The 26373-nt window shown below is 57.6% G+C and carries 18 protein-coding genes and 3 pseudogenes; 12 read left to right on the forward strand and 9 right to left on the reverse strand.

The genetic code is table 11. From position 1 onward, the window contains the following. The first annotated feature begins 151 nt into the window (after nucleotides 1–151). Nucleotides 152–937, forward strand: a complete 786-nt coding sequence (locus tag HMPREF3153_RS02010) for a hypothetical protein (protein ID WP_070419875.1) — start codon at nucleotides 152–154, stop codon at nucleotides 935–937. 171 nt (nucleotides 938–1108) lie between these two features. Here HMPREF3153_RS02010 and HMPREF3153_RS02015 read toward each other — a convergent pair whose 3' ends face one another. Then, nucleotides 1109–4828: a multifunctional oxoglutarate decarboxylase/oxoglutarate dehydrogenase thiamine pyrophosphate-binding subunit/dihydrolipoyllysine-residue succinyltransferase subunit gene (locus tag HMPREF3153_RS02015; protein WP_200896683.1), complete on the reverse strand. Its 3720-nt coding sequence runs from the start codon at nucleotides 4826–4828 to the stop codon at nucleotides 1109–1111. A gap of 173 nt (nucleotides 4829–5001) precedes the next feature. Then, nucleotides 5002–5778: a hypothetical protein gene (locus HMPREF3153_RS02020; RefSeq protein WP_070419876.1), complete on the reverse strand. Its 777-nt coding sequence runs from the start codon at nucleotides 5776–5778 to the stop codon at nucleotides 5002–5004. A gap of 181 nt (nucleotides 5779–5959) precedes the next feature. Here HMPREF3153_RS02020 and HMPREF3153_RS02025 point away from each other — a divergent pair, with 181 nt between their 5' ends. The 3 genes from HMPREF3153_RS02025 (at nucleotide 5960) to HMPREF3153_RS02035 (ending at nucleotide 9617) form a co-directional block, all read left to right on the forward strand. Then, nucleotides 5960–7654, forward strand: a complete 1695-nt coding sequence (locus HMPREF3153_RS02025; RefSeq protein WP_070419877.1) for a carboxylesterase/lipase family protein — start codon at nucleotides 5960–5962, stop codon at nucleotides 7652–7654. A 60-nt stretch (nucleotides 7655–7714) separates the two neighbouring features. After that, nucleotides 7715–8569, forward strand: a complete 855-nt coding sequence (locus HMPREF3153_RS02030) for a hypothetical protein (protein WP_049192407.1) — start codon at nucleotides 7715–7717, stop codon at nucleotides 8567–8569. A 322-nt stretch (nucleotides 8570–8891) separates the two neighbouring features. Further along, nucleotides 8892–9617, forward strand: a complete 726-nt coding sequence (locus HMPREF3153_RS02035; RefSeq protein ID WP_141740896.1) for a hypothetical protein — start codon at nucleotides 8892–8894, stop codon at nucleotides 9615–9617. 11 nt (nucleotides 9618–9628) lie between these two features. Here the strand turns inward: HMPREF3153_RS02035 and HMPREF3153_RS02040 are convergent, their stop codons facing one another. Further along, nucleotides 9629–10192, reverse strand: coding sequence for a hypothetical protein (locus HMPREF3153_RS02040; protein WP_223197284.1), 564 nt, complete (start codon nucleotides 10190–10192; stop codon nucleotides 9629–9631). 124 nt (nucleotides 10193–10316) lie between these two features. Here HMPREF3153_RS02040 and HMPREF3153_RS02045 point away from each other — a divergent pair, with 124 nt between their 5' ends. From HMPREF3153_RS02045 to HMPREF3153_RS02055, 4 genes and pseudogenes are all read left to right on the forward strand, one after another. After that, complete coding sequence (locus HMPREF3153_RS02045; RefSeq protein ID WP_049151777.1) at nucleotides 10317–11567, forward strand: MFS transporter; 1251 nt, start codon at nucleotides 10317–10319, stop codon at nucleotides 11565–11567. 66 nt (nucleotides 11568–11633) lie between these two features. Continuing rightward, on the forward strand, nucleotides 11634–11780 hold the full coding sequence (locus tag HMPREF3153_RS12695) for a hypothetical protein (protein ID WP_168161711.1): 147 nt from the start codon (nucleotides 11634–11636) through the stop codon (nucleotides 11778–11780). A gap of 176 nt (nucleotides 11781–11956) precedes the next feature. Next, a pseudogene (locus HMPREF3153_RS13195) lies at nucleotides 11957–13304 on the forward strand (TRAP transporter large permease subunit). 15 nt (nucleotides 13305–13319) lie between these two features. Then, nucleotides 13320–13580 (forward strand): hypothetical protein, encoded by a 261-nt coding sequence (locus tag HMPREF3153_RS02055; protein WP_049062624.1) that lies wholly within the window; start codon nucleotides 13320–13322, stop codon nucleotides 13578–13580. A 17-nt stretch (nucleotides 13581–13597) separates the two neighbouring features. On the opposite strand, the gene HMPREF3153_RS02060 is transcribed toward HMPREF3153_RS02055, so the two are convergent. Continuing rightward, nucleotides 13598–14389, reverse strand: coding sequence for a GntR family transcriptional regulator (locus tag HMPREF3153_RS02060; RefSeq protein ID WP_065422341.1), 792 nt, complete (start codon nucleotides 14387–14389; stop codon nucleotides 13598–13600). Between the two features lie 129 nt (nucleotides 14390–14518). Here HMPREF3153_RS02060 and HMPREF3153_RS02065 point away from each other — a divergent pair, with 129 nt between their 5' ends. Then, the gene (locus HMPREF3153_RS02065; protein ID WP_070419879.1) at nucleotides 14519–17497 is read left to right on the forward strand and encodes an FAD-binding and (Fe-S)-binding domain-containing protein; all 2979 of its coding nucleotides are present in this window, start codon (nucleotides 14519–14521) and stop codon (nucleotides 17495–17497) included. 131 nt (nucleotides 17498–17628) lie between these two features. Here HMPREF3153_RS02065 and HMPREF3153_RS02070 read toward each other — a convergent pair whose 3' ends face one another. From HMPREF3153_RS02070 to HMPREF3153_RS02085, 4 genes and pseudogenes are all read right to left on the reverse strand, one after another. Continuing rightward, nucleotides 17629–18549 (reverse strand): NaeI family type II restriction endonuclease, encoded by a 921-nt coding sequence (locus tag HMPREF3153_RS02070; protein WP_070419880.1) that lies wholly within the window; start codon nucleotides 18547–18549, stop codon nucleotides 17629–17631. A 10-nt stretch (nucleotides 18550–18559) separates the two neighbouring features. Next, nucleotides 18560–19597, reverse strand: coding sequence for a DNA cytosine methyltransferase (locus HMPREF3153_RS02075; protein WP_070419881.1), 1038 nt, complete (start codon nucleotides 19595–19597; stop codon nucleotides 18560–18562). A 530-nt stretch (nucleotides 19598–20127) separates the two neighbouring features. Next, nucleotides 20128–20388, reverse strand: a pseudogene (locus tag HMPREF3153_RS02080) (NUDIX domain-containing protein); the annotation flags it as partial. Nucleotides 20389–20437: 49 nt separating this feature from the next. Then, complete coding sequence (locus tag HMPREF3153_RS02085; RefSeq protein ID WP_070419882.1) at nucleotides 20438–20851, reverse strand: (deoxy)nucleoside triphosphate pyrophosphohydrolase; 414 nt, start codon at nucleotides 20849–20851, stop codon at nucleotides 20438–20440. A gap of 133 nt (nucleotides 20852–20984) precedes the next feature. Between HMPREF3153_RS02085 and HMPREF3153_RS02090 the strand changes: the two are divergent. Then, nucleotides 20985–22331: pseudogene (locus tag HMPREF3153_RS02090) on the forward strand (YjiH family protein). Nucleotides 22332–22904: 573 nt separating this feature from the next. Here HMPREF3153_RS02090 and hutG read toward each other — a convergent pair. Beyond that, the gene (hutG, locus tag HMPREF3153_RS02100) at nucleotides 22905–23837 is read right to left on the reverse strand and encodes a formimidoylglutamase (protein WP_070419883.1); all 933 of its coding nucleotides are present in this window, start codon (nucleotides 23835–23837) and stop codon (nucleotides 22905–22907) included. 98 nt (nucleotides 23838–23935) lie between these two features. On the opposite strand from hutG, the gene HMPREF3153_RS02105 reads away from it, so the two are divergent. Then, the gene (locus tag HMPREF3153_RS02105; protein WP_049151784.1) at nucleotides 23936–24643 is read left to right on the forward strand and encodes an IclR family transcriptional regulator; all 708 of its coding nucleotides are present in this window, start codon (nucleotides 23936–23938) and stop codon (nucleotides 24641–24643) included. Between the two features lie 77 nt (nucleotides 24644–24720). Next, nucleotides 24721–26274, forward strand: coding sequence for a histidine ammonia-lyase (gene hutH / locus HMPREF3153_RS02110; protein WP_070419884.1), 1554 nt, complete (start codon nucleotides 24721–24723; stop codon nucleotides 26272–26274). Nucleotides 26275–26373 lie beyond the last annotated feature (99 nt).

Here is a 26373-nt window from a genome sequence, read left to right on the forward strand (position 1 = left end):
CGTCCCATCTTAGCCCTTTATTTAACACAGGAAAACGCTGGGATAAGGCGGCGTCGTTAAGCGCAAATGCGCAGTGTAGAATTTTAGGGACGTTGTGACCCCTTGTTAACTCACTGATGTCATCTTCTGGAACATCTATTAGGAGACTGTGATGCAAACCCGCGCATTTCTCGCGATGCTGGCCACCGCAGGACTAGCCTTGGGCACGGCCAGTTCCTGCGCAAGGTTTGATCCTTCTGCTGATGCCAAGGTGGGTGTGGCTCAAACAGTGACGATCGCAGTTGATGCGCAGTCCACGCGCCAATTGGTGCTGGCGGAGCTCTACAAGCAAACCCTCGAGTCGGAGGGGCGCGCAGCTAACATAGTCAACAACGATGTACTTTCGGAAGATCCGAGGTTGAATGAAAAATTGCCGCTGTTCCAAAGCAGTGACGGGACAAGCAACCTCTACATTGGATGTACGGGTCAGCTCCTGAATGCGTTTAACCCTGATGAAGCCAGGAAGCTATCGCAGCGCTTTGTTGGGGACGAAAAGGAACCCTCTGGTGAAGATTTTCTAGCCACTACGCATATTGCATTGATGAATGCTCTGCCGCCTGAATTGGCGGTTGTGGAACCGGCCAGTGCTCACGGTTGTGAAGGCTCTGATGTGGAACTTCCAGAGAATTACGTGGCGTTGTACTACAAGGGCCTGTTCAATAGGGAAGAGCGCCTAGCGGTGTCTTCATTGACCAAGTTCCTTACTGAGGAAGAAATTGAAGAGCTCGTTGAAAAGTCCGAGAAATCGGGCTCCATCGAGGAGACCGTTGGCCAATGGATGGCGGAGTCCAACGCCGGAACAGTGATGGATACTGGCGGAGATTCGAATTCTTCTGGTGGCTCTGATCTGACATCTGATGACGGCAAGACTGATAAGAGCAGTAAGCCAAAGTCCTAAGCTTTTCATCTCTTAGCCTGCTACACCGCGTGCACGCGGAAGTTGGTTCACTATTCAACAAAAAGCGCCCTTGCCTCCCACGTGATGGGAGACAAGGGCGCTAGTGCTTGCTGGTGGGGGCAAACTTGACCCCGTCAGCTGTGGCCGTCTCAGACGGCCACGTACACGCTCTTAGATGTCGAAGGCCTCGTCCAGCAGCTTCTTCTGCTCAATCTGGTGGACCTTAGCGATACCAGTAGCAGTCGAGGACTGTGCACGGCGGGAGACGCGGACCATTTCCGGCATATCCGGAATCAGGCGGCGCAGATGCTCGTTGTAGAACGGCCATGGACCCTGGTTAGCCGGTTCATCCTGAACAAAGCGAACCTGGGTAGCGTTCGGGTAAGCCTTGAATGCCTCAGACAGGCGGTTGAACGGAATCGGGTGCAGCATCTCGAGTCGAACGATAGCTATGTCGTCGCGACCGTCAGCTTCCTTCTTCTTGGCCAGCTCCCAGTACAACTTGCCGGAGACCAGCATGATGGTCTTGACCTTGTCAGCATCGCCGACCTTGTTGCCGTTGTGGTCAACGAAGTTCGGGTCATTGATGACGGATCGGAAGGCCTTGATCTCCGTGAACTCTTCGATGGAGGAGGCGGCAGCCTTGTTACGCAGCATGGACTTCGGGGTGAAGACAACCAGCGGGCGCTTCATGGAACCGAGAGCCTGGCGGCGTAGCAGGTGGAAGTGGTTTGCCGGGGTAGAAGGCTGAGCCACGGTCATGGAGCCTTCAGCACACAGCTGCAGATAGCGCTCAATACGAGCAGAGGAGTGGTCAGGGCCCTGACCCTCGTAGCCGTGTGGCAGCAGCAGAACCAGGCTGGAGAGCTGGCCCCACTTGGCCTCACCAGAGGAGATGTACTCATCGATGATGGTCTGAGCACCGTTGGCGAAGTCGCCGAACTGTGCCTCCCATGCCACGAGAGCATCCTGGTTACCCACGGAATAGCCGTACTCAAAGCCCATGCCGGCGTACTCGGTCAGAGCGGAGTTGTAGACCAGGAAGCGGCCGCCGTTGCCCTTGGTTTGTGCAAGGTAATTCAGCGGGTTGTACTCGCTGCCATCGCGCGGGTCGATCGGGATTGCGTGACGCTGGGTGAAAGTGCCGCGGCGGGAATCCTCACCAGCCAGGCGGACCAGCTTGCCCTCGTTGGCCAGGGAACCAAAAGCGATGAGCTCGCCCCAGCCCCAGTCGATGCCGCCCTGGGTGGAGGACTTCAGTCGCTCCTTGGCCACGCGAGCAACGCGTTTGTGGTACTCGAAGCCCTCAGGGCCGTTGGCGTAGGCCTGGCCGATTTCGGCGATCTCCTCGGCAGTGATGGAGGTATCCAAACCACGGGTGAGCTCCTGTGCGGCGGTGATGCCATGCTGCTCGCCCGGAGCACCGTTCTCAGCTTCCTTGACCTGGGTGAAGACGGACTCCATCTGGTCGTGGAAGTCACGTGCAGCTGCCTCAGCTTCTGCATCAGAAAGATCGCCGCGGCCAATGAGCTCCTGGGTGTAGATCTCACGAACAGACTTGTGCTCATCGATGATGGAGTACAGCTCTGGCTGAGTCATCGAAGGATCATCCGCCTCGTTGTGGCCGCGCAGGCGGTAGCAGATGAGGTCGATGAAGACATCCTTGCCGAACTTGCGGCGGTACTCGGTGGCCAGCTGGCCTACCCACACAACTGCTTCTGGGTCGTCGCCGTTGACGTGGAAGACCGGGCAGTCGAAGCCCTTAGCCAGGTCGGTGGCGTAGTGAGTGGAACGCGCGGAATCCGGGGTGGTGGTGAAGCCAACCTGGTTGTTGACCACGATGTGCACGGTGCCGCCGGTGGTGTATCCACGCAGCTGGGACAGGTTGATGGTCTCCTGAACAATGCCCAGGCCGTTGAAGGAAGAGTCGCCGTGGAGCATGACCGGAACAACGGAGAAGCCGTCCTGGCCCTTGTCCAATAGGTCCTGCTTGGCGCGGGCGATACCTTCCATGACTGGGTCAACGGCCTCGAGGTGAGACGGGTTAGCAGCCAGGGTGATGTCGATTTCGCCATCGCCGAACATCTGGATATGGTGGCCCTCGGAGCCCAGGTGGTACTTAACGTCACCGGAGCCGCCGAGCTGGCCGCCCTTGTAGTTGCCATCGAACTCGCCAAAGAGGTCAGCCAGTGGCTTGCCCACGATGTTGAACAAGACGTTGAGGCGACCACGGTGTGGCATACCGATAACAACCTCGTCGAGGCCCTGGCCAGCAGCGGTGTCCACGATGGCGTCCATCAGCGGGATGAGGGACTCAGCGCCCTCGAGGGAGAAGCGCTTCTGGCCCACGTACTTGGTGTGGAGGAAGTTCTCGAAAGCCTCAGCAGCGTTGACCTTCTGCAGGATGTACTTCTGCTCAGCGTTGGTCGGCTTCGGCATGCCTGCTTCGAGGCGATCCTGCAGCCAGCTGCGCTCGTCGCGGTCGAGGATGTGTGCGTACTCGGAGCCGACCTTCAGCGTGTAGGCATCGCGCAGGCGCTTGACGACCTCGCGCAGGGTCATGGTCTCCTGGCCGCCGAATCCACCAACGTTGAAGGTTCGGTCCAGGTCCCAGATGGTCAGACCGTGGGTCTTGAGGTCCAAGTCGCGGTGGTCCGGCCAAGGCAGGCCCGGCTGGCGCCAGCCTAGTGGATTGACGTCTGCGAGCAAGTGGCCGCGGGAACGGTAGGACTCGATGTACTGCATGACGCGGGTGTTCTTGTCTACGCCGGTGTTCGGCACATCCTGTGCCCAACGGAAAGGCTGGTAAGGAACGCCCATGGACTCGAAGAGTTCGTCCCAGAAGCGGTCATCAACAATGAGCTGGCCGAGGGTGCGCAGGAACTCGCCGGACTCTGCACCCTGGATGACGCGGTGGTCGTAGGTGGAGGTCAGGGTGACCAAACGGCCGACGCCCAGATCTGCGAGGCGGTCTTCGGAAGTACCGGCGAACTCCGCCGGGTAATCCATGGAGCCAACGCCGATGATGGCGCCTGCGCCCTTGGTCAGACGGGCGATGGAGTGGCGGGTGCCGATGCCGCCTGGGTTGGTGAGGTTGATGGTGACGCCGGAGAAGTCATCCATCGTGAGCTTGTTCTTGCGGGAGCGGTTAACGATGTCCTGGTATGCGTCCACAAACTCGGAGAAGGACATGTTCTCGGCTTCCTTGACCGCGGCAACGACGAGTGCGCGGGAGCCGTCCTTCTGCGGGAGGTCGATAGCCAGGCCCAAGTTGACGTGCTCAGGCTGGACCACGGTGGGCTTGCCGTCTTTGAGCTCGTAGCGGACGTTCATGTCCGGGTGAATCTGGGTTGCCTTAACGAGGGCGTAACCGAGGATGTGGGTGAAAGAAATCTTGCCGCCGCGGGTGCGCTTGAGGTGATCGTTGATCATCGCACGGTTTTCCCACATAAGCTTCACCGGTACGTCGCGCACGGTGGTAGCGGTAGGAACCTCAAGGGATTCGTCCATGTTCTTGGCGATTGCCTTGAACATGCCCTTGAGCTGACGCTCGCCTGCCTCAGGGGCTTCGCTAATGCGATCGAGCGGGGACTCAGAGGTCTTCTTCTTAGAATTGGAATCCTTGCCCGGCTTCTCAGCAACCTTGGCAGGCTTAGCTGCCGGTGCTCCGCCAGCTGCAGCGGACTTAGCAGCGGGCTTTACCGGAGCCGACTTCTTGGCGGACTTATCCGCAGAAGCAGCCGCCGGGGTAGATGCACCATTGTTTGGTGCTCCGTTGGCCTCGAAGTAATCGCGCCACTCCTTATCTACGGAGTTTGGATCCTTGGAGTACTGCTGGAACTGTTCGTCAATCAGCCACGCATTAGGGCCGAAAATGCTCGAGTTGCTCACGGCAGGAATTCGCCTCATTTCCTTGTTAATTACGGTTCGTTAATGGGACTTTAGTAGCGTCTTCGCGCGGGTGCACACGGCACCCCGAAAAGTGTCTCCTCACATGATACGTTCCGTGTTGTTTTACTCACTAGGTTAGGGGTGAAAAGGCCCCCTTAGTGGCGGACAAACACTTAAGCGGCGGGCAATGGCGATAGTTGTTCGCGGGCGTGTTCCATGACCTTCTTGGCCAATTTGCGGTTCGCAGAGGTACCCAGGACGGCGCCGATGCCCATGGGCATGAGCTTAGAAACCCATGCCCATTTCAAGCGCTTGGTGATCTGCTTGGTAAAGAGCTTGGTCAAGCGTCCGTTGAGGCCGTTGAGAGTGGGCGCGGAAAAGCGCGACAAGGTTGCTGCGGAGGTGACGCCCGAAACAGTGCCCAAGTCACCAACGAGAGTGTCAACCACTGCGGTTCCCCTGGAGCCGGTCAACACGAGTAGAACCAGAGCGCGGCGGCGTTCTGCGTCATTAATGTTGTCGCCGCGCAGGTAGGCGGAGGACAGGATGTACCACGCAGCGGACTCTAAGAAGACTACGGATTCGGCACCGACGGCGGCCACGCCGGTAACCATGCCGACGCCTGGGACGGCAGCGGATGCGCCTGCGGCCGCACCGGTACCGGAAACAATGTTAAGGAAATGCTTGTCCACGAGCGCCTGCAGTTGCGCCGGTGATGAGCCTGGGTTGCGCTTGCGCAGTCCTTCTACGTACTTGGTGATAACAGAAGTTTGTACAGTGACGGCCTTATCGAGTCCTGCGAGCAGCGCCTTAGTAAAAGTATTGGCGTTGTCGGGGTTAATGTCATAAACGTCGAGCCCTTCTGGGGCAGCGCCCTTGGCACCAACCTCAGCAGTAGCTACGTTGCCATTTCCGTTCTTTTTGTCATCTTTGTTAAAGAAAGCAGCCATTTTTGTTCACCTCTTAATATTGGTAATGGCGCTCCGAATGGGCGCCACGTTTATTTCCCACCGTAGCGTAAGATTCGGCCTTCAAACTGAAAGCTTCCTGTGGGTTAGCCAGTATTTGCTATGAGCATAGTCGCAGCTGGCTGCCAGACATTGCTCGTTAAACTCTCCTAATCTTGTAGATATGAATGCTGATGGAACTTACGGCCTGAGGTCTCGCGAAGCAAGTTCCGCCGTAGCCAAAATGCATGCGGCCAGCGCGCATGCGCGGGCCCGGGCGGCAGCGGTGGCCGCTGCTAATGCCTGGGAAGATGATCTGACCGTTCGTACCGACAGCGGCTGGGTGCGCGGCAGTCTTGAAGAGGAACTGCGCACCGATCGCCCTATCTCCGCCCCGGTGCGCTCCTGGCGTGGTATTCCCTTTGGCGCGGATACGGGTGGCGCCAACCGGTTTATGCCTGCTCAAAAAGTGGCGCCTTGGGAAGGTGTGCGGGAGTGTAAACAGTTCGGGGCTGTGGCTCCACAACCCATTTATTCTTGGCGGGACCGCGTCGAAGGCTCCGAAGACTGCCTTCACCTAGACGTGGTGCGCCCCAATAACGATGAGAAGCTGCCAGTGGTGGTCTACCTGCACGGGGGAAGTTTTATTGTGGGTTCGTCGCACATGTTGATGTTGCGGGGCTTCGAGTTAGCCGCGCAGATGGGCGTTGTTTACGTTTCCGTCAACTTCCGCTTGGGTGCATTGGGCTACCTGGATTTGCGCAGCCTGGGCGGGGAGTGCACGGCAAACCCTGCGGTTTCGGATCAGCTCTTGGCGTTGCAGTGGGTCAAACGCAATATTGCGGCTTTTGGCGGCGATCCTGAAAACATCACGTTGATGGGGGAGTCAGCTGGCGGTGCTGCGGTTCTGACACTGATGACGGTTCCGCGGGCTGAGGGATTGTTCAATCGTGCTATTGCGCAGTCGCCCCCTATCGGCATGTTGCATTCGCGCACGCAGTCGACGTTCTGGGCGCGGGAATTGGTATCGCGTATGGCGTTACCGCGGGCGACGAGCGTCGATGACTTGCGCACCCACGATTTCGGCGACATCGTGCGGGCCGGCCAATCTATGATGTGGCGTGCGGGCGAGCTTTTCCATTTGAACTCCTGCTACGCCCCCACAGTGGATGACGACCTCATTCCGCAGCATCCACTTGTGGCCTTTGAAGAGGGCAAGCAAATTCAGGTCCCGCTGTTGGTGGGCACGAACTCGGATGAGGCCAGCTTCGGCAAGTTCCTGTACCAGCGTCAAAGTGCTCGGCAGCGTGCGGCACTGCGGCTTTTGGCTTCCTTCGATGAAGTGAACGCGCCGGCGGTGGTCAAGGCTTACGGTGGGGCGATTGCGCGTAAGGACTTTGCGCACTTGCTTACCGACGCCCTGTTCTGGGCGCCCACCGTTCGCGTTGCGGATGCGCATGCCCGCATGAACAACACGTGGATGTACCGCTTCGACTTTGCACCGACGGCGTTGCGATGGCTGGGGTTGGGAGCGATGCACTCGATGGAGCTTTCCAACATCTTCGGCGACCCGGGGGCGTCCCGAGTTTCGGCTCTGACTCGAATGGGAGATAGCTCACTAATGGATGAAATGACGAAATTGATGCAGTCTCAGTGGTCCTCGTTCATTCACACGGGCAAGCCGCACGAGGATTGGCCGGTGTATGCATCGCCGCAGCGTAACACGATGATTTTTGACTCCGAGCCGCGAGTGGTTCAGGCGCCTTGTGAGAGGCGTCGTCAAGCATGGGAAAACTACAACATGCTGGAGTGGGGAAGCGGGCGCCCGGAACTGCTTTCTGCCCTGGGCTTCATAACGGAGGCGCTGGAGAACAGGTAGGATCTGAATGGCCTTGGCGTTTGCCTTGGTGACCAACTGCCACATGGATGGATTGCACTAATGAGCTTTTTCGAAGATATCGCTTCTGCGTTGGACGCTGAGGGGATTGAGTCCCGCGTCAATGATGACGTGATGTTTGTGCCCATTACCTCAGACCTTGAAATTCAGTTTGTGGAAATTGACCCTATCTTGCCAGCTGCGAACGTCTACATTGCGGCGGCGGATGTGGATGAAGATGATGAAGACTTCGAGGCGGTTCTAGTCTCGGTGGCCTTCTCCGTGGATGACGCTGTTGAGGCTGTGGCCAAGCACATCGCTACTGACCAAGTAGTAACTGTGTTGCGTGACCTTTTGGAAGGCACGGACGAGCGCATTACAGATCTAGAATTTGTGCAGGACGAGTTCAACCCCAACTTGGTTGTGGCTGAGGTTGCAAATGACTCTGAACTGCGTGTTCTGGTGGAAACTGTGGACGGTGTTCCTTCCGCGATTGTCCGATTCCTTGCCTTTGATTTTGATGAAGAAGAGTTCGACGAACTCGAGGACGAGGCAATCAACGAGTTGTGGGAGTCTGATGACGCGGATGCTATCAGCGAGGAGCAGCGCTTGGCACTGTTAGAGGCGGGCGAGCTTGACGACGTCGCTCCTATCATCGAGGTTCCCGCTGAGGCCCTAGAGCTTGGCACTTACACCGACTTCGACCGTCTCTTCGACGTTTTGAACCTTGTTTCTGAGCAGGCAATGGATTGGGAAGCACAGTTGGTTTCCTTCGACGACGATGAATTCGAAGAACCGGATGTCTATGACTTGTTCGGCGCCGACGACGGTGATGACATCGACGACGATGACATTGACGACGATGACATCGATGGTGACGATGATGAAGACTTCGGAAACGAAGAGCGTGAGGATTAGAGTAAACGCGTCCATGAGGATTGCGAGAAGGCTCTAGCTACCTACACACCGCTTACCCGCAGATAAGCTTCATTGCAGGTCTGCTTGTAAGCGGTGTAAATTTATGTCCCTATGCTGGCTTCTTCCCGGTAATGGTGTCTTCACCGGCTCTGCGTGCCGCCTGCCCCAATCGAACAAAGTGAAATCCACAACTATGCCGTACTTACTCCGTACCAGGTGGCGTCAGCTACTTGTTGCGCTTGCCATGTTACTTACAACAGTTTCGTGGGCTTTGACGATGAATTCGGAGTTTTGGAGCATTACCTATACTTTCGAAAGCCCCTTGACCATCGTGATTTGGGTACTGTGCCTCGTTGCCACGTTGTGCCTGTTGATTTCCAAATACGGTGCTTTACCGCGGCACATGATGTTTAACCCCATCATGGGCATGGCAGTGAACTTGATTTTTGGCTCCCTTGTGATGGGCACGAACATCCCGTTCTACTTTGACACGATCGGCACAATGGTCATTGCGATTTTGTATGGTCCGGTATTAGGCATGGCAACGGGTGTTGGCGCCACGGTTGTTGCCTCAAGCTTTGCCGCATACCCACTAGCGTTTAATCCAGTGGCGATACTAGTGGGGTTCTTGTTCGGTGTGCTTGGTGACCGCAACTTTTTCCGATATGTGACGGGAACAATTGCAACCGGTCTCGTAGGCGGCATGCTGTGTGGAATGGTTTCCGTCTATCCGCTGATTTTCTCCTTTGGAAACAGCGATGGCGTCGGGCGTCCAGGCCTGTTGCTGTATTTCCAGCTGATTACTGGTGATGAGCGCCTGGCAATTATTTGTCAAGCACTTCTTTCGCACTCCGTCGACAAGGCATTCACCTTGCTCCTTGCCTGTACGCTCATCCGCTTTGCGCCCATCGCGCTACGCACTTATTTTGTGTTCTCAGGAAATAGATCGATTGTGGAACATATCTTCCAAGAAAGTGTGGACAACAATGGCTATAGCGGGGTTGCGTATCGAGGCAACCGAGCATTCGACAGGCACCTAGGCAGCTAGTAGCTTGGCGGTTAAGCTGCCTGACTAAATCCAGTAAACAAAGAAGCCGGGGAGTGGACTGGGACGTAGTTGCTGTCAACCAGCCAGACGAAATTGTGCGCGTCGCCGCGGCTAGTCTCGTGAATCGAGTCAGCCAGTGCCGGCGGCACCATGGCACGCACCCATGCCTCGGCAACATTAGGCATAACGGCACTTCCTGTTGGGTCGGTAATACGTACTGAAATCAGGTAGGTGGGGACTCGCTCCTCACCGTAACCGAGAACGCGTGCGCGAGCTCGCTCGCCTACACGGTGCCGCGTCAATGTCATATTCAAGCTAGGGAAGCCTGCTACGGACGGTAGTTCCTTGAGCGGTGGGCGCCATGTGGGTGTAGGGCGGGCTAGTGAGCGCGGATGCCGAAGCGCGCCATTGAGGGCGTTGACAGTTTCGTTCTCATGGAAAAGAATCTCAACTGCTAGTTCACCGGCCGTGAGCGAATGGGTTTCTTGAGGATGGCGGGAGTAACGCGTGGAGTTGCGGCGAGCTGGCATAGCGTTGGGGTTGAGGCGGTAGGGGGAGTTCTTGTGGTTCTTCATGACACGGATGATATTTAGGAGGCCTGACATACCGGACCTTTTTTAGAACACAAGTTCTATCGGTGAAGCTGTCTTTAGTTCTGGTTACTTAAGTGTTGAACGTCGGACTATGGTGTTTGTTGCTATGACAAATAAAGAGAATTCCGCAGAGCCAATCGATGCGCTCGGGCAGCCGGCAAAGATTCCTCGTGAAATCTGGATTATGGTCTCCGCGGCTTTCCTTATTGCTTTGGGCTACGGGCTGATCGCGCCGCTGCTTCCGCAGTTCGTGGTCAGCTTCGATGTTTCGATGGCCGCGGCAGGCATGGTGGTATCCATTTTCTCCGCTAGCCGTTTGGTCTTTGCGCCGAGTGCCGGAAGCCTTGTCGATAGGTTTGGATCCCGTTGGGTCTATCTTGGCGGACTTTTTACAGTGGCCGTGACCACGGGACTCGTCGCCATCTCGCAAGAGTATTGGCACATCGTAGTGTTCAGGGCCTTGGCTGGCATTGGTTCGACGATGTTCACGGTCTCCGCCATGGGACTCATCGTGAGACTGTCACCTCCGAGCATTCGTGGAAAGTGTTCGGCCACCTATGCCACTGCCTTTCTTTTGGGCAACGTCATCGGCCCGTTGCTTGGCGCCAGCTTGTCTTTCCTCGGTTTTCGTTGGCCGTTTGTTATCTATGGGCTCGGCGTGGCCTTAGCTGCGGTAGTCGTGTGGATTCTGATGCCCGCAATTGAGGAAGATGACCCCAACGCGACAAAACTGCAGCCGATGAAACTTAACGAGGCATGGCACGATACCGCTTTCCGGGCGGTGTTGACCTCCAACTTTGCCCAAGGCTGGATCAACATGGGCGTACGCGTGTCTGTGCTTCCACTGTTTGCGGCAACAGTTTTCCATAACGGTGCGGCGGCATCAGGTTTTGCGTTGGCAGTCTTCGCGTTCGGCAACGCTGTAGTGCTGCAGTTTTCAGGAAAATGGGCGGACACTTATGGTCGACGCCCTCTGATTCTGATCGGACTCATCGGCACCGGTGTATTTGTGGGATTGCTCGGCCTTGCAGATTCTGTCTTGACGCTCCTGGTGGTGTCTGCACTGGCCGGAGCTTCTTCTGGCCTTATCAATCCCGCGCAAACGGCAGCGATCGGTGACGTAGTGGGCAACCAACGCTCCGGTGGGCAGGTCTTGTCGACATTTCAGATGGCCGGCGACTTCGGTCAAATCCTCGGCCCCATCGTAGTCGGGGGATTGGCGGACTACTTTGGTTTTGCCAAGGCTTTTGCCGTGTGCGGATTGGTCGCTGCGATGGGTGTCGTTGCGTGGACGTTTAGCCGTGAAACTTTGGCGGAGAGAAAAGCCATCCTTAAAAGAATTCCACGTAAGGGTTAGCTGGGGCGTTCCGTGCACAATCTGTCCGGTCATACCTACCGCGGTTCTGTAGAACAACTGCTTTAGATGGGGGAGAAGGACGTCGTTGTGGTCTTTGCTTCCCCCAAGTCCTCCCGTCTACTGCGCGTGTCGTCGATTGCCCAGCGTTACGAAGAGCGGGTCCAAGTTTATCAGCGGAAACTCGACGATATTTTGAAGGTCTTTGACGGTTAATCTGCACGTTTGAGGTCATCTTCCAAGCTTCCTTATGCCCCTGTACTGCCCGATTGTGGGTGGTGCGGGGGTATTTGCGTTTTGCGAAAATTGCAAATGATTGACATGTAACATGCTACTGTGAGCGCCATCACCGAAACGGTTTTCTTTAATCTGAATTATGTGAGGAGGGACTCATGGGTATTGCCGCACTAGCAATCTTCATCGCGGTAACCGTGGTCTTTAACACGCTCTTGAAGAGGGATATCTCCGAATCTCTCGTCGTAGCGCTCATCTGTACCGCTCTGCTGGGCGGCACTCGAGCACCAGCACTACTGTGGGAATCCGCCAAGGAGGCTGCGCAGTCTGAAGTCACCTTCGCCGGTATGGCATTCGTCTTCATGGGCATCATCGTTCAGGCAACTGGACTCATTGACCGCTTGATTGAGATTCTCAACTCGATCTTCGGACGCGTGCGTGGTGGCGCTGCTTATGTCTCGACGCTGGGCTCGGCAATGATCGGCCTGATGGCTGGCTCCACCGCGGGCAACTCCGCGACGGTCGGATCTGTCACCATCCCATGGATGAAGAAGGCGGGCTGGACCTCGGAGCGCGCTGCAACGCTCGTCGCCGGCAACTCCGGCCTTGGCGTGGCGCTGCCGCCGAACTCCACCATGTTCATCATCCTGGCTTTGCCTGCCGCAGCGGGTGCCTCTGCATCCAGCGTGTACGTCGCACTTGCCTGCGGCGGCGCCTACGCGGTGCTCTACCGCCTCATCGTTGTGTTCTGGTGGACTCGCCGACGGCATCAAGGCAACCGAGCGCGAGGAGATGGTCAGCTTCGGCCACGCCATCAAGCACGGCTGGTCCTCACCCTCTATCTTCCTGGGCATCATCGTCCCAGTGCTCCTGACCATCGGACCGCTGGCCGGCTACCTGGGCAAGGAAGCCAACATCGGCGAGGACGGTGTGAAGGCCATTTCGATCATCGTCTGGGTGCCGATTCTTATCACCCTCATCGCCCTTATCGAAGGCGCATGGCGAATCCGTGCCAACAATGTGCACCTCGCAGCGCAGTTCAAGCGCGACCTTCCGCAGTTCGCCACCGTTGGTATCTCCCTCTTCGCGGCGCTTACCGCGGCGAAGATCATGGAGGAGCTCGGCGTCGGCGATCAGCTTTCGAGCCTGCTCGATGCAATGTCACTGCCTAAGTGGGTCATGCTCATCGCCGTGGGCATCCTGGCCGTCCTCGTGGCAACGCCGCTCTCGTCCACTGCAACCGCAGCCGCTATCGGTGCGCCCGCAGTTGCGGCGCTGACCGCCGTGGGAATCGATCCCACTGTGGCCATCGTGGTCATCCTGCTGTGCACTTCGACCGAGGGCGCTTCGCCTCCAGGCGGTGCGCCGATCTACCTCTCCGCAGCAATGGCCGAGGCGGACCCGCCAAAGATGTTCGTCCCGCTCATCCTGTTCTTCGTCCTCCCGATGATTGCGCTGGCATGGCTCATCGGCATGGGCTGGCTTCCCATCTACGTCCCGGCTTAAAGGAGCTCAAGCATCATGAAAGCATTCTTCGGACTCGTCCAAGCGCTGTTCTTCCTGTTCCTCTTCGCCTTCCTCCTCGGTGGCGTGGGAATCATCGCAACCCAGAGCCTGGGCATCGTAACCCTTAACCAAGGCACCGTCATCGGCGTAGAAAACTGGTTGGCTCCGGTGACTTTTACCTGTTCTACCCTGTGCGCTGTATGTGCCTTCATCCTGAACTACCGTCCCAAGACGGACGCGAAAAAGGCCCGCGCTCGCACACACGGTGAGGATTAATTTTTAAAGCACATGCCCTAAAGCTCACGGGTGTGAGCATCCCAAATCTCTTCGACTCGCTGCTCTGCCTCGGCTTCTGATAGCTGCGGGTTGCGGCGGCGCAGAGTCTGGCGCAGGAGCAGGCGACCGGTTGCCGTGATGTGTGACGCCATGTCCTGGCGCGCCACATGGGCGTCGCCTTTTGCGATGGCATCAACGATCGGTATGTGCTCTGAATGCACCTGCTCCAAGGAGCGCTCGTTGCGCACCGTGGAATCGGTCAGAATTTGGGTGTGCGTGCGCAGCTTGTCCAGGGTGTCCCTGGCACGGGTGGAGCCACCGGCGACCAAGATGGCGTCGTGAAGCTGCTTGTCCCAAGAGAAAAACTCCGGCTCGTTGCCGGCCTGGACGCTTGCTTCCATGGATTGGAGGAGCGCGCGCATCTGCGCCAGCTGCTCGTCGCTGCGTGCCAACGCGGCGCGGGCGGCGATGCGCGGCTCTAGGGCCAAGCGCATGTCGAAGATATCGGCAACATCGGAAGGCTTGGTCTCCACAATCTGGAACCCGCGGTTGCGGGAGAATTCAATCAGTCCGGCTTCTTCTAGGCGCAGCAAGCCGTCGCGAACGGGGGAGCGGGAAATGCCCAGCTGCTCTGAAAGCTTGTAGACGCTGTACCACTCGCCGGGTGCCATTGAGCCATTCTGCGCACAATCACGAACGTAGTTCATGACCTGGGTGGCCAGGTTCTTTGTAGGGATCACCGCACGTGCCATGGCTCGTGCTGGCTGGGTGCCTGACGAGGGCTGTGGTGCCGGAGAGTTTGGTGCCATAGCTAATCACCATAACGAATTGCCGATGAATTGACGCGAAGTTCTTACCCGAAGGACCCCTTCGTGAAGTAACATGTTACTTACCTTGAGGCCGAGTCCCTGATGGGTACCACATCGAAAGCTGCGAAAATGACGAATACAATTCACTTCAATCGTTTAGACCCCAGCGTCTACTCAAAGATTGCACGCACGAACCTGCGCACCGACATGGCATCACGCGCGGCTTATACCTCAGACGCCTCCATCTTCCGCCGCGTGCCCTCGGCCATTTTGGAGCCGCACAACGTGGACGAGATTCGCGATGGCTTGGACATCGCGAAGGCCAAAGGCTGGAAGGTCGTGGGTCGCGGCGGCGGCACGTCCGTCGCGGGAAATGCCATTGGCGAGGGTCTCATCATCGATACCTCGCGCTACTTCAACCGCATTCTGAATATCGACGTCGCCAAGCGCACTGCCACCATCGAACCAGGTGTGGTGGCAGATGCGCTGCGCGACGCCGCCCTCCCGCACGGCCTCACTTACGGCCCGGATCCCTCCACGCACTCGCGCTGCACCGTGGGTGGCATGGTGGCCAACAATGCCTGTGGCTCCCACTCGGTGGCTTTTGGTACGGCCGCGGAGAACCTCGTGGACGTCACGATCATGCTGGCCGATGGCCGCGAGGTGACCTTTAGCGAGGGCGGGTGCGACGACCCTGAGATTGACGCACAGCTTAAGGCTTTGGTGGAGGACAACGCTGCGCTTATCGACGCCGAGCTCGGCCGCTTCCCCCGCCAGGTGTCCGGTTACGGTTTGCACTACCTCTTGGAGCGCAATGGCTTCGACACTGCCAAGGCGTTGGCGGGATCGGAGGGAACCACCGGCATCATCACCAAGCTGACGGTCAAGTTGGTGCCGGTGCCCAAGGCCAAGGCACTCGCGGTGTTGGCCTTCGATACCGTCTTTGACGCAGCGGCTGCCGCGGCCAAGCTGCGTTTGCCTGACGTGGCGACCATTGAGGGCATGGGCGGTGATCTGCTGGGGGCGCTGCGCTCCAAAGTGGGGCAGGAGCACGCGGGTGAGAATCTGCCGGGCAACCGCAAGGGGATTGAGGCTGGCGGCTGGCTCTACTGTGAGGTTGGTGCTGAGGACCTGGAGCATGCGCTCGCGCGTGCGCAGGAGGTGGCCACTGCCGTAGAGACCGTGGACTACGTGGTGGTTCACGAGCAGAAGGAGATGCGCGAGTTGTGGCGCATCCGCGAGGCGTCCGCGGGCATTGTGACCCGTCTGCCGGATGGCGGGGAAGCCTGGCCCAACTGGGAGGACTCCGCAGTTCCCCCGGAGAACCTCGCGGACTACCTGCGGGACCTCTACGCGTTGATGGTCAAGTACGAGCTGCGCGGCATTCCTTTTGGCCACTTCGGTGAGGGCTGCGTGCACGTGCGCATCTCCTTCAATTTTGGTACTGAGGAGGGCGTCAAGCAGTTTGAGTCCTTCATGAATGAGGCCGCTGAGCTGGTGTCCTCGTATGGCGGATCGCTCTCCGGTGAGCATGGCGATGGCCGTGCCCGATCGGCGCTGCTGGACCGCATGTACTCCGATGAGATGCGTGCGTTGTTTGAGCAGTTCAAGGAGATCTTCGACCCAGAGAACTTCTTCAACCCGGGCGTGCTCGTCAAGGCCGATGCCGTGAACCAGGGCCTGCGCATGGCGCCGGGGCAGCGTCACTTTGAGCTCACTCCGGTCCACGCGCTGAGCCACGACAAGGGCTCGATGGTCAATGCAATTAACCGTTGCGTTGGCGTGTCCGCTTGTCGTAGTGAGTCGGGCTCGATGTGTCCGTCCTTCCAGATCACCGGCGACGAGATGCACTCGACCCGCGGCCGTGCCCGCATGTTCAGTGAGATGTTCCGTGGCGAGTCCATAGGGGACGGCTTTGATTCCAAGGAAGTGGAGGAAGCCCTCGACCTGTGCTTGTCCTGCAAGGCGTGCGTTTCCGAATGCCCGGTGAACGTGGACATGGCGACGTATAAGGCGGAGTTCCTGCACAACCATTACAAAGGCAAGCTGCGCCCGGGCGCGCATTATGTGATGGGCTGGCTGCCGCTGCTGGGGTATATCGCGCACAAGATTCCGGTGGTGCCCACGCTCATCGACAAGGCGATGACCACCAAGGGCCTCGCCAAGCTCATCGCGAAGGTGGGCGGCCTCGACCCGAACCGCCCGCTCATCCGCTTCGCCCACACGTCTCTGCGCAAGTGGCACAAGCAGCACACCCCCGTCGCCACGCTTGACGACGTCGCGAACAACAGCACCGCGAACAACAGCACCGCGAACAACAATGACAAGGCGACGGTACCGCCGCTGGCCGACCACGAGCGGACGGTGGTCCTGTGGCCGGACTCCTTCAACTCCTCGTTGGGTACCTCGCCTGCGACGGCCGCAGTTGAGGTTCTCGAAGCACTCGGCTACACGGTCATTATCCCTCAACAGTTCGTCTGTTGCGGCCTGACCTGGCACTCGACGGGTCAGTTGGATATGACGCAGCGCGTGCTCAAACAGACGGCGAAGGTGATGAAACCTTACCTGGACCGTGGCCTGCCGGTCATCGGCGTGGAGCCCTCATGCACCGTGATGCTGCAACATGAAGCCGCTGAGCTTTGCGACGACCCGACATACGGCGCAGTGATTAAGAGCCTGGCGCGCAACACCCACTCGTTTAGCGAGTTTATTGCCAGCCGTCTTGAGCAATTCGTTGCCGCCGGCGTCATCGCGCCGGGCGATGTCTCTGCGCTGACACAGGTGCACTGCCATGAAAAGTCCTTAGGCGATCCGCAACATTCCGCTGCCGTGCTGCGGGCATTGGGGATCAACGAGGAACAGATCGCTACCGGCTGCTGCGGCCTGGCCGGCAACTGGGGCTTTGAGAAAGGCCACGCTGAAGTGTCCATGGCGCTGGGAGAGCGCGAACTATTCCCGAAGGTGAGGAAGGCAGCCGCGGAAGGCAAGGTTGTCATCGCTGATGGCTTTTCCTGCCGCACTCAGATTGAGCAGGGCACCGGCACCGATGCCAAGCACATCGCTGAGATCGTCCACGGCATCATCGGCAAGGCCAGCTACTACAACTAAGCAAGCGCCCGATATAACCACATCATCGGCCGGGCTTCCACCACGAAGTAGGGAAGGCCGGCCGCTGGCTGTGTTGTACTAGCGCTGGTTGTTCAATGGGCGTCATTACATCAGGACCGGGGTTTAGATGTCTACTTGAACGGGAGTTTCGGAGCTGGTTCGACTTCATCGGTCGGTGTTGCAATTCGCCAGTAAGAATCATCGATATAGGTCTTAGAGCCCTCGAAGCTTTTCTCACACTTAACCAATCGCGTTGATAGTGAATCGCCGTCTTTGGGGATTGGCAGCCCTAATTCGGAGGCAATTTTCTGGTGCTTGAGGTAATCTCCAAGGATCACGATCCCCTCAGGCTGTAGAGCAGAACGAGAGCCTCCGTTGTATCGAATACGTTTCATATAATCCTTTTGCTGCGCGACAGTGGCGATGATGCCGCGTGGGACTATGATGCCTTGAGCAATTCTGAACAATTCATTGAGGCGCTGAGCTCCGGAACCTGAAGAGAAAATCTTTGCTCGGTCCTCCTCGCTGAGTTGCAGGAGGGTGTTCGGCGGAAAAGCTTCGTCTAGGAAAAGCCATTGAATTGCGCTGCGACCAGCGGCGGAAATTGAGCGCTTGCCGTCGCGATTGCCGCCTCTAGTCAGAATTGAGTCATCGAGAAGAGCGAATCCAACTCGAAAAGTTCCCTGCTCATCGTCGGCATGGCAAAGCATTCCATGATGTCCGAGAGCCTCGATAGGGATCATCCAGCCAAACTTCTGTTTCGAGTACTTGCAGTCAACTTCGAAGCCCTCGATGTCGAAATCCATCACCTCACCGTCGCCGATAAAGCCGTCGAATTCTCGGCGAATGTTGATTTCAACTATTGAGCCGAGGTGAGCAGATTCGGTTTTACTGAGCTGGCTAATGGCGAAACGTCCAGTATGTTGACCATCATAAATCTGGTCGAAAGACTCGCGGAAGACACGTCCGAGGCGTTCTCCAGTAGGGTCTTGCTTCTTGAATGCAGCCGCTAGCTGTATAGAAATCGTTTCAGGTTGAATCTTGGCAATCACCTTGCCAATTTTAAATCAGACTCAGCTGGTTGACACGGGTTGGTGTTGCAGGTTCTAGAGACTTCGGAATTGGTTTCTTTCGCAGCGCGAACTTTATGCGTTCGCCGATTGCCTTGGCCACCGGCGGAGGAAAGGCATTGCCAACCTGTCGCCATTGTGCGGTTTTCCCACCGGCCCACTTCCAGTCCTCGGGGAAACCTTGGATGACTCCACCCATTCGTACCGTCAAACGCGGCATTTCTTGTTCGGGGTCTGTTGTGAAATCAGCAGCTGGCGGTGATTCGGCGATAGAGGAGCCCTTGATTCCGAGTTTCTTCCAGGCTTCTCGAGCGCGCGTTGGCCCTACATCTGGCCCACCGTGTTTTTTGCTTCCGCCAACAAGAGTCGGGCCCACTGTGTTTGCGTTTCGAGCCCAAGCTTCAGCCCCAGGCCAACCATTTTCTGCCATGAGCGGGAGAAGTGCTGTTCCCACCGGCGTGTGTGATCTAACTACTTTCGGCCAGGCAAAATAGTTGGCAAATTCATTCTTTAAAGCGACAAGGATGAACCTTGGTCGAAGCTGCGGCACTCCATAATCAGCTGCTTGGAGAAGTTTCCAAAAGGCGGTGTACCCCATCTTTTCAAGCTGATCGATTATTTGATTTCGGTAGGAGTCAAACCGTTTTTGACCGAGCCCTTTAACGTTTTCTAGAAGCACAGCACGTGGATCAATTTCGTTGATCAGACGTAGCGCCTGTGGAAAGAGGTCGCGTTCATCGTCGGCGCCAAGTTGCTTACCTGCTATTGAAAAAGGAGGGCATGGAACTCCGCCAGCAAATAGATCGATTTTCCCTCTCCATGGCCTACCATCCAGGTCATGGACGTCCATTTCATGGACATTCCATTTTCCAAGAGGTCCTTCAGTTCCGCGGTTCTGGCGGAGAGTTTCAGCGGCCCAATTATCAATTTCGACGACCGCTGCGTGATGGAAACCTGCCTGTTCTAAGCCCAAAGCCTGGCCGCCAGCGCCAGCGCAAATCTCGAATGAGTGGAGGCGTGAGGTAGCCATCGAGCCGGTTCCTTTCTGGTCGTGAAAACGTAAACAACCATCGTGTGATAATGGTTTGATTAATAAAGCGTCTGTGGTGATTCTCTGTTGAGAGCATAGCGAGTTGGCGGACATTCCATATAATTTTACGAACTCTTGTTCCCTTAAGAGGTGTATTTGCATGAAAACGACGCGAGTGCCCTGGCATCGAGATGAGATCTTGGTAGTAGCTGCGATCGGGATCAAGTATGGGTGACCGAAAACGCCGCCGAGTTCGGAAATCGAAAAGCTCTCGAGTCTACTGCGTAGATGCGCCGTCCACCCTGAAATCGAGCTAGATGAAGAGGACACGAAATTCCGCAATGTTAATGGTGTCGAGCGAAAATACTACGACTCATTAACTGCACGCCCAGAGTATCCAGGAAAAGCGACCAATGGTGGAAAAATTACTCATCCGATTGTTGAATACATGATTGAGCACCAGATGGAAGTCTTTGAAGCTGGAATTAAGATACGGCAAATGCTGGAGTCTGACACATACCGGAGTTTCGTTATTCCAGGCCTAAAAGTTTGAGGCTCGAAATGTCGGTCGGCGCCCACTCTAGTTCTTGGGCTTTGTCTGGGGTGACCCAGTGGGTAGCGTCGTGGTTGGTGAGGACGAGGCCTTCGGTTGTCAGGTTGGCCTCGGTGGTGCAGCGAAAAGTGGTCAGCTCGATGGTGGCGAACTTATACACGTGCACGGTGGTGGTGACCTTCTCGCCGATGGTGGCTTCGATACCGAGCTCTTCGTGAAGTTCACGGGCGAGGGCTCGCTCGGGGTGTTCCTATCTAATTGGTCAAGTCCGCGGGTGGATTCCTTTCTTAGCTGTGACTAGAAGCAATAGCTTCTACCGCCGGGATATCTACGGGAGCCCAAGTCAGCTGCGCGGCCTCTGTGGAGGTAACCCATTTCGTATCGTCGTGGTCGGTGAGACTGAAATTGTCGGCTAGCAGGGAGGCGGTGGTGGTGCAGTAAAAGGTGGTGAGCTCGATGGTGGCGAAATCGTAATGATGAACGGTGGTCGTTACCTGTTCGCCGATGGTGGCTGAAATGCCGAGTTCTTCCTTAAGTTCGCGCGCGAGTGCTTGCTCTGGTGTTTCGCCGGGTTCGATCTTGCCGCCGGGAAATTCCCACCTGCCAGCAAGGGAGGTGCCGGGCTTCTTGCGGAAGGCTAAAAGCTGTGTGCGTTCTTCATCGACGAAGACGGCGCCCACGACGCGGATAGGTTTAGACATGACTCTATTGTGCCTTGGATCTCGAAAACGTGTAGACAGTGAGCTGTTACTTAGATAACATGTCCCCAATGTTCGCGTATGGCTGTCACGCGGGCTTGATTTTTGTATGCAAGCTTGAGGGGACGGTTTTACTGTGACTTCTACCGAATCGGTTTATTCCTCCCACCAGAGCCATGACGGGGAAATCCCGCAGCCTGGGGGACGGTGGAAACTTTTTTTTATATAGCGCGATTGGCGCGTTCGTATTCTTCCTGCCGGTGACGTATCAGGATAAGCGCTCCATTCCTTTGGACCACCTGGTCACCATGGTGCGTGAGGGGATTCCGGCGGCGGTGCCGTGGATTGTTTTGCCTTGGCCGTGTACGGAACGGCGCGGAGTTTTACTACCGGCGCATTTAAAGAAAGCGCGCTTCAGGCAGTCTTTGCGGTGCTCAATATTGTCGGTGCGGTGATCTCGTTTCTTATGGTCATCGATGCGCTGCCGTGGGTGCTCGGTGACGAGGACTTGGTGCCGTTCTTGTGGAACTCGATTGCCGTTCCGGTAGGCCTCATCGTGCCTATTGGTGGTGCGTTCCTTGCGTTTCTCATTGGCTTTGGCCTGCTGGAGTTCGTCGGCGTGCTCATGCAGCCCATCATGCGGCCGCTGTGGAAGACGCCGGGGCGCTCTGCCATTGATGCAGTGGCCTCGTTCGTGGGCTCATATTCCCTGGGAATTTTGGTCACGGACCGCGTCTACCAAAAGGGCGGATACACCGGGCGTGAGGCAGCGATTATTGCCACCGGCTTTTCGACGGTCTCTGCGGCCTTTATGGTCATCGTGGCCAAGCAGCTCGACCTGATGAAAATTTGGGGCACCTACTTCATAGTCACGCTCATCGTGACCTTTGTGGTTACCGCCATTACCGTGCGGATTCCACCGCTGCGGACCATTCCGGACGAGTATTTTGCCGACGCGCACCCAGATCCGGAAAAGCCGGTGGAAGGCTCGCGCATCAAAAACGCGTGGCGTGAGGCGATGCTGGCGCTACAACGCGCACCGTCTTTGTGGGAATCCATTTGGGAGAACCTGCGCGATGGTGTGCGCATGGCGGCGGCAATCGTGCCGTCTATTATGTCGGTGGGTCTCATTGGACTGCTGCTTGCGCGCTTTACGCCCATCTTCGAGTGGATTGGCTACCTGTTCTACCCATTTGCGTGGGTAGTGCGGCTGCCGGAGCCGGTACAAGCGGGCAAGGGCGCGGCCATGGGAATTGCGGAGATGTTCCTGCCCGCCACCGCAGTGGCTGGCAGTGACAGCATGGTGCTCAAGTTCGTCATCGGCGTGGTGGCAGTCTCTGCCATTATTTTCTTCTCGGCGCTGGTGCCGTGCATCCTGGCTACCAAGATCCCGGTGAAGCTGACCCACTTGGTCATCATTTGGTTTGAGCGAGTAGCGCTGACCATTCTCATCGCCACGCCGATTGCCCACCTGCTTTTTTGATAAGTTGAACCCAAGACGGGTTAGAAGATCGATATCGCTGGAGGGCAATGATGCTTATAGCCACCATCGCAGCTGAGGTAGCTTTTTGGCTTTGCTTAGTGGCTGGCTGCCTCGTGCGCTACGTGTTTAATCTGCGCAAACTTGGCTTGATACTTATGGCCGCGACCCCAATTATCGACCTGCTACTCTTAGTATTTTTCTACGTGAGCCTGAGCCAAGGCGGTAGGGCTGAGTTCATGCACGGATTCGCGGCCTTTTATATTGCTTTCTCGGTTGTCTTCGGCAAAGACATTATTGGATTCGTAGACCGGAAGGTTTCTGGAGTTGCACCCCGAGAAAGTGCTCATGCGGACAGGCGCAGTTTCACAAAGTGTGTGGTTGCAAGTGTTGGCGCAGCGCTTTTGCTGCTCATAGGCATTGTGGTGACTGGCTTAGCGGGTAGCTTCTGGCTTGTCTACTGGCTCATCGCCGTTGCCTGTACTCCCGCTATGTGGTGGGGAGTCCAACGATGGATGAGTAAGAAAGCTACCCGATAAACTTCACGGCCCGAGTAAACCCCAACGCCGTTGGCGTTTAGCTAGCGAGGTGGGCCGTGACAATGTCGTCGATAAGCCGCGCCGCTGCTTTGGCGGTGCGGTTATCTATGTCAAAGGTGGGGTTGAGCTCGACGACGTCCACCAAGGCCAGCTTTCCCGTCTGCGCAATAGCCACCGCCATGGCGCGGATGCGCTCATAGCTTACGCCCAGAGATGCCGGGGCGGATACGCCCGGTGCGGTAGAAGCTGGCAGGACATCGAGGTCGATGGACAAGTGAACCTTGTCCTTGCCCTCGGTGGCACGAGCGGCAAGCTCGCCGCATTCGGCGGGAGTGAGGTTGACTAGCTCTTCGTCCAGGGTGACGGCTACACCGAGCGATTCGGCTTCGTTGAAAAGCACCGCGGTGTTATTGGGGCGGGAAATACCCAGCACGGTGTAATCGAAGTCGTCAGACAGGTCGGCGATCTGCTTGAACGGGGTGCCGGAGGTGGCTCGGTCCGCGCGGCGCAGATCGAAATGGGCGTCCAGATTGATGATCTTGGTGGCGCCTACCGCGCGATACAGGCCGCGGTGAGAGCCAAAGGCGGTCTCGTGCCCGCCGCCCAGGATGATGGGTAGGCTGCCGGCCGCGACGAGTTCTTGCACCTTTTCGGAAAGGGCGTCGTGGGCGCCCTCGAGGTCATCGGCCTGGGTGGTGATCGTGCCGGCGTCGGCAAGCGCATGCTCATGGTGTACCGCCAAGGAGCCGAGCGCGGAGCGCAGTGTAGCCGGGCCTGCGGCTGCACCCTGGCGCCCACCATTACGCAGCACGCCCTCATCGGAAGCAAAACCCAGGAGAGTGACTGGGGCTGGGCAAGCGGCGGACTGATTGATAACGCTATGCCAGCGGGCGTGCTCTGGGCCCGGGCCATCAGAGCGGCCGGACCATTCGGGGGCGGGGGTGAAAAGTTCAGCTGTTTCAGTGTTCATGGTTTTCGATGTTAGGTAAAACCGCGGAATGTGACAGGAAACTCTGCCTACAATCACTAAACGTGAGTACCAACAGAGTCCCCGCGGCGCGTCACGCGATGGAGATCCTCAAGCTTTTGTCCACCATCGACGTCCCTATATCTGCCGCCCGCATTCAAGGAGAGCTTAACCTGCCGCGCTCATCTACGTACCACCTGCTGGCGGAGATGGTTGATGCTGGTTTTGTAGTCCATTTGCCGGAGCATAAGACGTATGGCTTGGGGCTGGCCGCGTATTCCATGGCTTCGGCCTATGTGACGCAGCAGCCCTTGGTGCGTATGGCCACTCGGGACTTGGAACAGTGTGCGGCGCTGGTGGGTGGATCGGGGCACCTCTCACGTATGGCCGGATCAGAAATTTTGTATTTGCAGGAGGTGCGTGCGGCGGGTGCTACCTCCTTGGTGACTGAGGTGGGGGTGCGCCTGCAGGCACATAAGACGGCGTCGGGGCGCGTGATGCTGGCGCATTTGCCCGATGCGGAGGTGCGCGCCGCCTTTGATACTGCGGGAGGTAGCGGCTTTAACGCGTTGAAAGAACACTTGCGTTTGGTAGCTGCACGCGGGTGGGACCAGGAGATTGAAGAAATTAGCCGCGGTCAGGCCTCTGTGGCGGTGCCTATCTTGGATCACTTGGAGCGTCCGGCGGCAGCGGTGGCGGTGACGTATCCGGTAGGGACGCCGGATGTGAAGGTAGACGCCCTTATTCGAGCTTTGTTGGAGGTATCAGACAAGGTGGCGGCCAAAATGTACCGCAATCACAAAAAGTGAGGTAGCATACATTTATCGCGTTAGGCTGTCGCGTGACACATCGAAATTATTGATCCCTTTTTAGAGGAGCTTTTGCCATGCCTAACGCCTACCCAACCACCGTTACCGTAAATGTCGGCGCGCTGAGCATCGAGGACGTCGTTGCTGTTGCCCGTTATGGCGCGAAGGTCGAGATTGCGCCTGAGGCGCTCGAAGAGGTGGCCGCCACTCGGGAGCGCATTGAAGAACTCGCGCAGGATCCGACCCCTGTCTACGGGATTTCCACCGGTTTTGGCGCGCTCGCTCGCCGCCATATCCCGGAAGAGATGCGCGCCCAGCTGCAGCTTTCGCTGGTGCGCTCGCACGCTGCGGGCACCGGCCCGGAAGTAGAAGAAGAAGTCATCCGCGCACTGATGCTGCTGCGCCTGTCCACCCTGTGCACCGGCCGTACCGGCGTGCGCCCCGTAGTGGTGGAAACGTATGCCAAGGCCTTGAACGCCGGGATTGTGCCGGTGGTGCGCGAGTATGGCTCGCTGGGCTGCTCCGGTGACTTGGCGCCGCTTGCTCACTGTGCGCTGGCCCTGTTGGGAGAGGGCGAGGTACGCGTGAACGGCGAGCTGCAGGATGCGGGCGAAGCTTTGGCCGCAGCTGGCATCGAGCCGCTGCAGCTACGCGAGAAGGAGGGCCTAGCGCTCATCAACGGCACCGATGGAATGCTCGGCCAACTATGCCTGGCCATTACTGACCTGCGCGCGGCCGCAAAGACCGCCGATATTGCCACCGCTATGACAGTGGAGGGCCTGCTCGGCACCTTGGTGGTCTTTGCCGATGACCTCCAGCAGCTGCGCCCGCACCCAGGACAGGCCGATGCTGCTGCGAATATCCTCCAGGTGGCCGAGGGATCTGAGATCCTGGAATCGGCCCTCGAGGAGTTCAAGAAGAATCAGGTACAAGACGCCTACTCCGTGCGCTGCGCCCCGCAGGTCGCCGGCGGTTTCCGCGATACCTTGAGCCACACTGCCCAGGTGGCCGAACGCGAGCTAGCCGCCGCTGTGGATAACCCGGTGGTGGCCAAGGACGGCCGCGTGGTCTCCAATGGCAACTTCCACGGCGCGCCGGTGGCTTATGCGCTTGACTTCCTGGCAATTGTCACCGCGGACTTGGCCTCGATTTCCGAGCGTCGCACCGACCGCTTCCTGGACCCGGCGCGCAACCGCGGGCTGAACGCCTTTCTTGCCGACGACCCCGGGGTTGACTCCGGGCACATGATTGCCCAGTACGCCCAGGCCGGCATTGTGAGCGAATTGAAGCGCCTGGCCAACCCATCTTCGGCCGATTCCATTCCATCATCTGCCATGCAGGAAGACCACGTGTCCATGGGATGGTCCGCAGCCCGCAAGCTGCGCAAGTCCGTCGATGGTTTGCAGCGTGTGCTTGCCGTAGAAATCCTCACCGCCGCCCGCGCCATCGATATGCGCGAGGGCACCCCGGCTAAAGGAACCGGCGCGGTAATCGCCAAGCTGCGCGAGACTGTCAAGGGTCCAGGTGTGGACCGCTATTTGTCCCCGGAAATCGAAGAGACGGTGCGCCTGGTCAAGGAGGGCGCGCTTGTCGAAGCCGTCGAGAATGCTACTGGAAAGCTGCGTGATTAAAATGGCGACCATCTCTTGGCGCCCACAATCTGAGCCCAACCCCTTGCCGTTTTCCCCTTTTAAAGCCAGCACGGTACCGCGCCCTATTGGATGGGTCTC

Source organism: Corynebacterium sp. HMSC06C06 (assembly GCF_001807295.1).
Classification (GTDB): domain Bacteria; phylum Actinomycetota; class Actinomycetes; order Mycobacteriales; family Mycobacteriaceae; genus Corynebacterium; species Corynebacterium striatum.

Bases quoted from the DNA above. Each gene is read 5' to 3' on its own strand.
- HMPREF3153_RS02010 (WP_070419875.1), top strand. From the start codon at position 152: ATGCAAACCCGCGCATTTCTCGCGATGCTGGCCACCGCAGGACTAGCC.
- HMPREF3153_RS02020 (WP_070419876.1), bottom strand. From the start codon at position 5,778: ATGGCTGCTTTCTTTAACAAAGATGACAAAAAGAACGGAAATGGCAAC.
- HMPREF3153_RS02025 (WP_070419877.1), top strand. From the start codon at position 5,960: ATGAATGCTGATGGAACTTACGGCCTGAGGTCTCGCGAAGCAAGTTCC.
- HMPREF3153_RS02030 (WP_049192407.1), top strand. From the start codon at position 7,715: ATGAGCTTTTTCGAAGATATCGCTTCTGCGTTGGACGCTGAGGGGATT.
- HMPREF3153_RS02040 (WP_223197284.1), bottom strand. From the start codon at position 10,192: ATGAAGAACCACAAGAACTCCCCCTACCGCCTCAACCCCAACGCTATG.
- HMPREF3153_RS02045 (WP_049151777.1), top strand. From the start codon at position 10,317: ATGACAAATAAAGAGAATTCCGCAGAGCCAATCGATGCGCTCGGGCAG.
- HMPREF3153_RS12695 (WP_168161711.1), top strand. From the start codon at position 11,634: ATGGGGGAGAAGGACGTCGTTGTGGTCTTTGCTTCCCCCAAGTCCTCC.
- HMPREF3153_RS02055 (WP_049062624.1), top strand. From the start codon at position 13,320: ATGAAAGCATTCTTCGGACTCGTCCAAGCGCTGTTCTTCCTGTTCCTC.
- HMPREF3153_RS02060 (WP_065422341.1), bottom strand. From the start codon at position 14,389: ATGGCACCAAACTCTCCGGCACCACAGCCCTCGTCAGGCACCCAGCCA.
- HMPREF3153_RS02065 (WP_070419879.1), top strand. From the start codon at position 14,519: ATGACGAATACAATTCACTTCAATCGTTTAGACCCCAGCGTCTACTCA.
- HMPREF3153_RS02075 (WP_070419881.1), bottom strand. From the start codon at position 19,597: ATGGCTACCTCACGCCTCCACTCATTCGAGATTTGCGCTGGCGCTGGC.
- HMPREF3153_RS02085 (WP_070419882.1), bottom strand. From the start codon at position 20,851: ATGTCTAAACCTATCCGCGTCGTGGGCGCCGTCTTCGTCGATGAAGAA.
- hutG (WP_070419883.1), bottom strand. From the start codon at position 23,837: ATGAACACTGAAACAGCTGAACTTTTCACCCCCGCCCCCGAATGGTCC.
- HMPREF3153_RS02105 (WP_049151784.1), top strand. From the start codon at position 23,936: ATGGAGATCCTCAAGCTTTTGTCCACCATCGACGTCCCTATATCTGCC.
- hutH (WP_070419884.1), top strand. From the start codon at position 24,721: ATGCCTAACGCCTACCCAACCACCGTTACCGTAAATGTCGGCGCGCTG.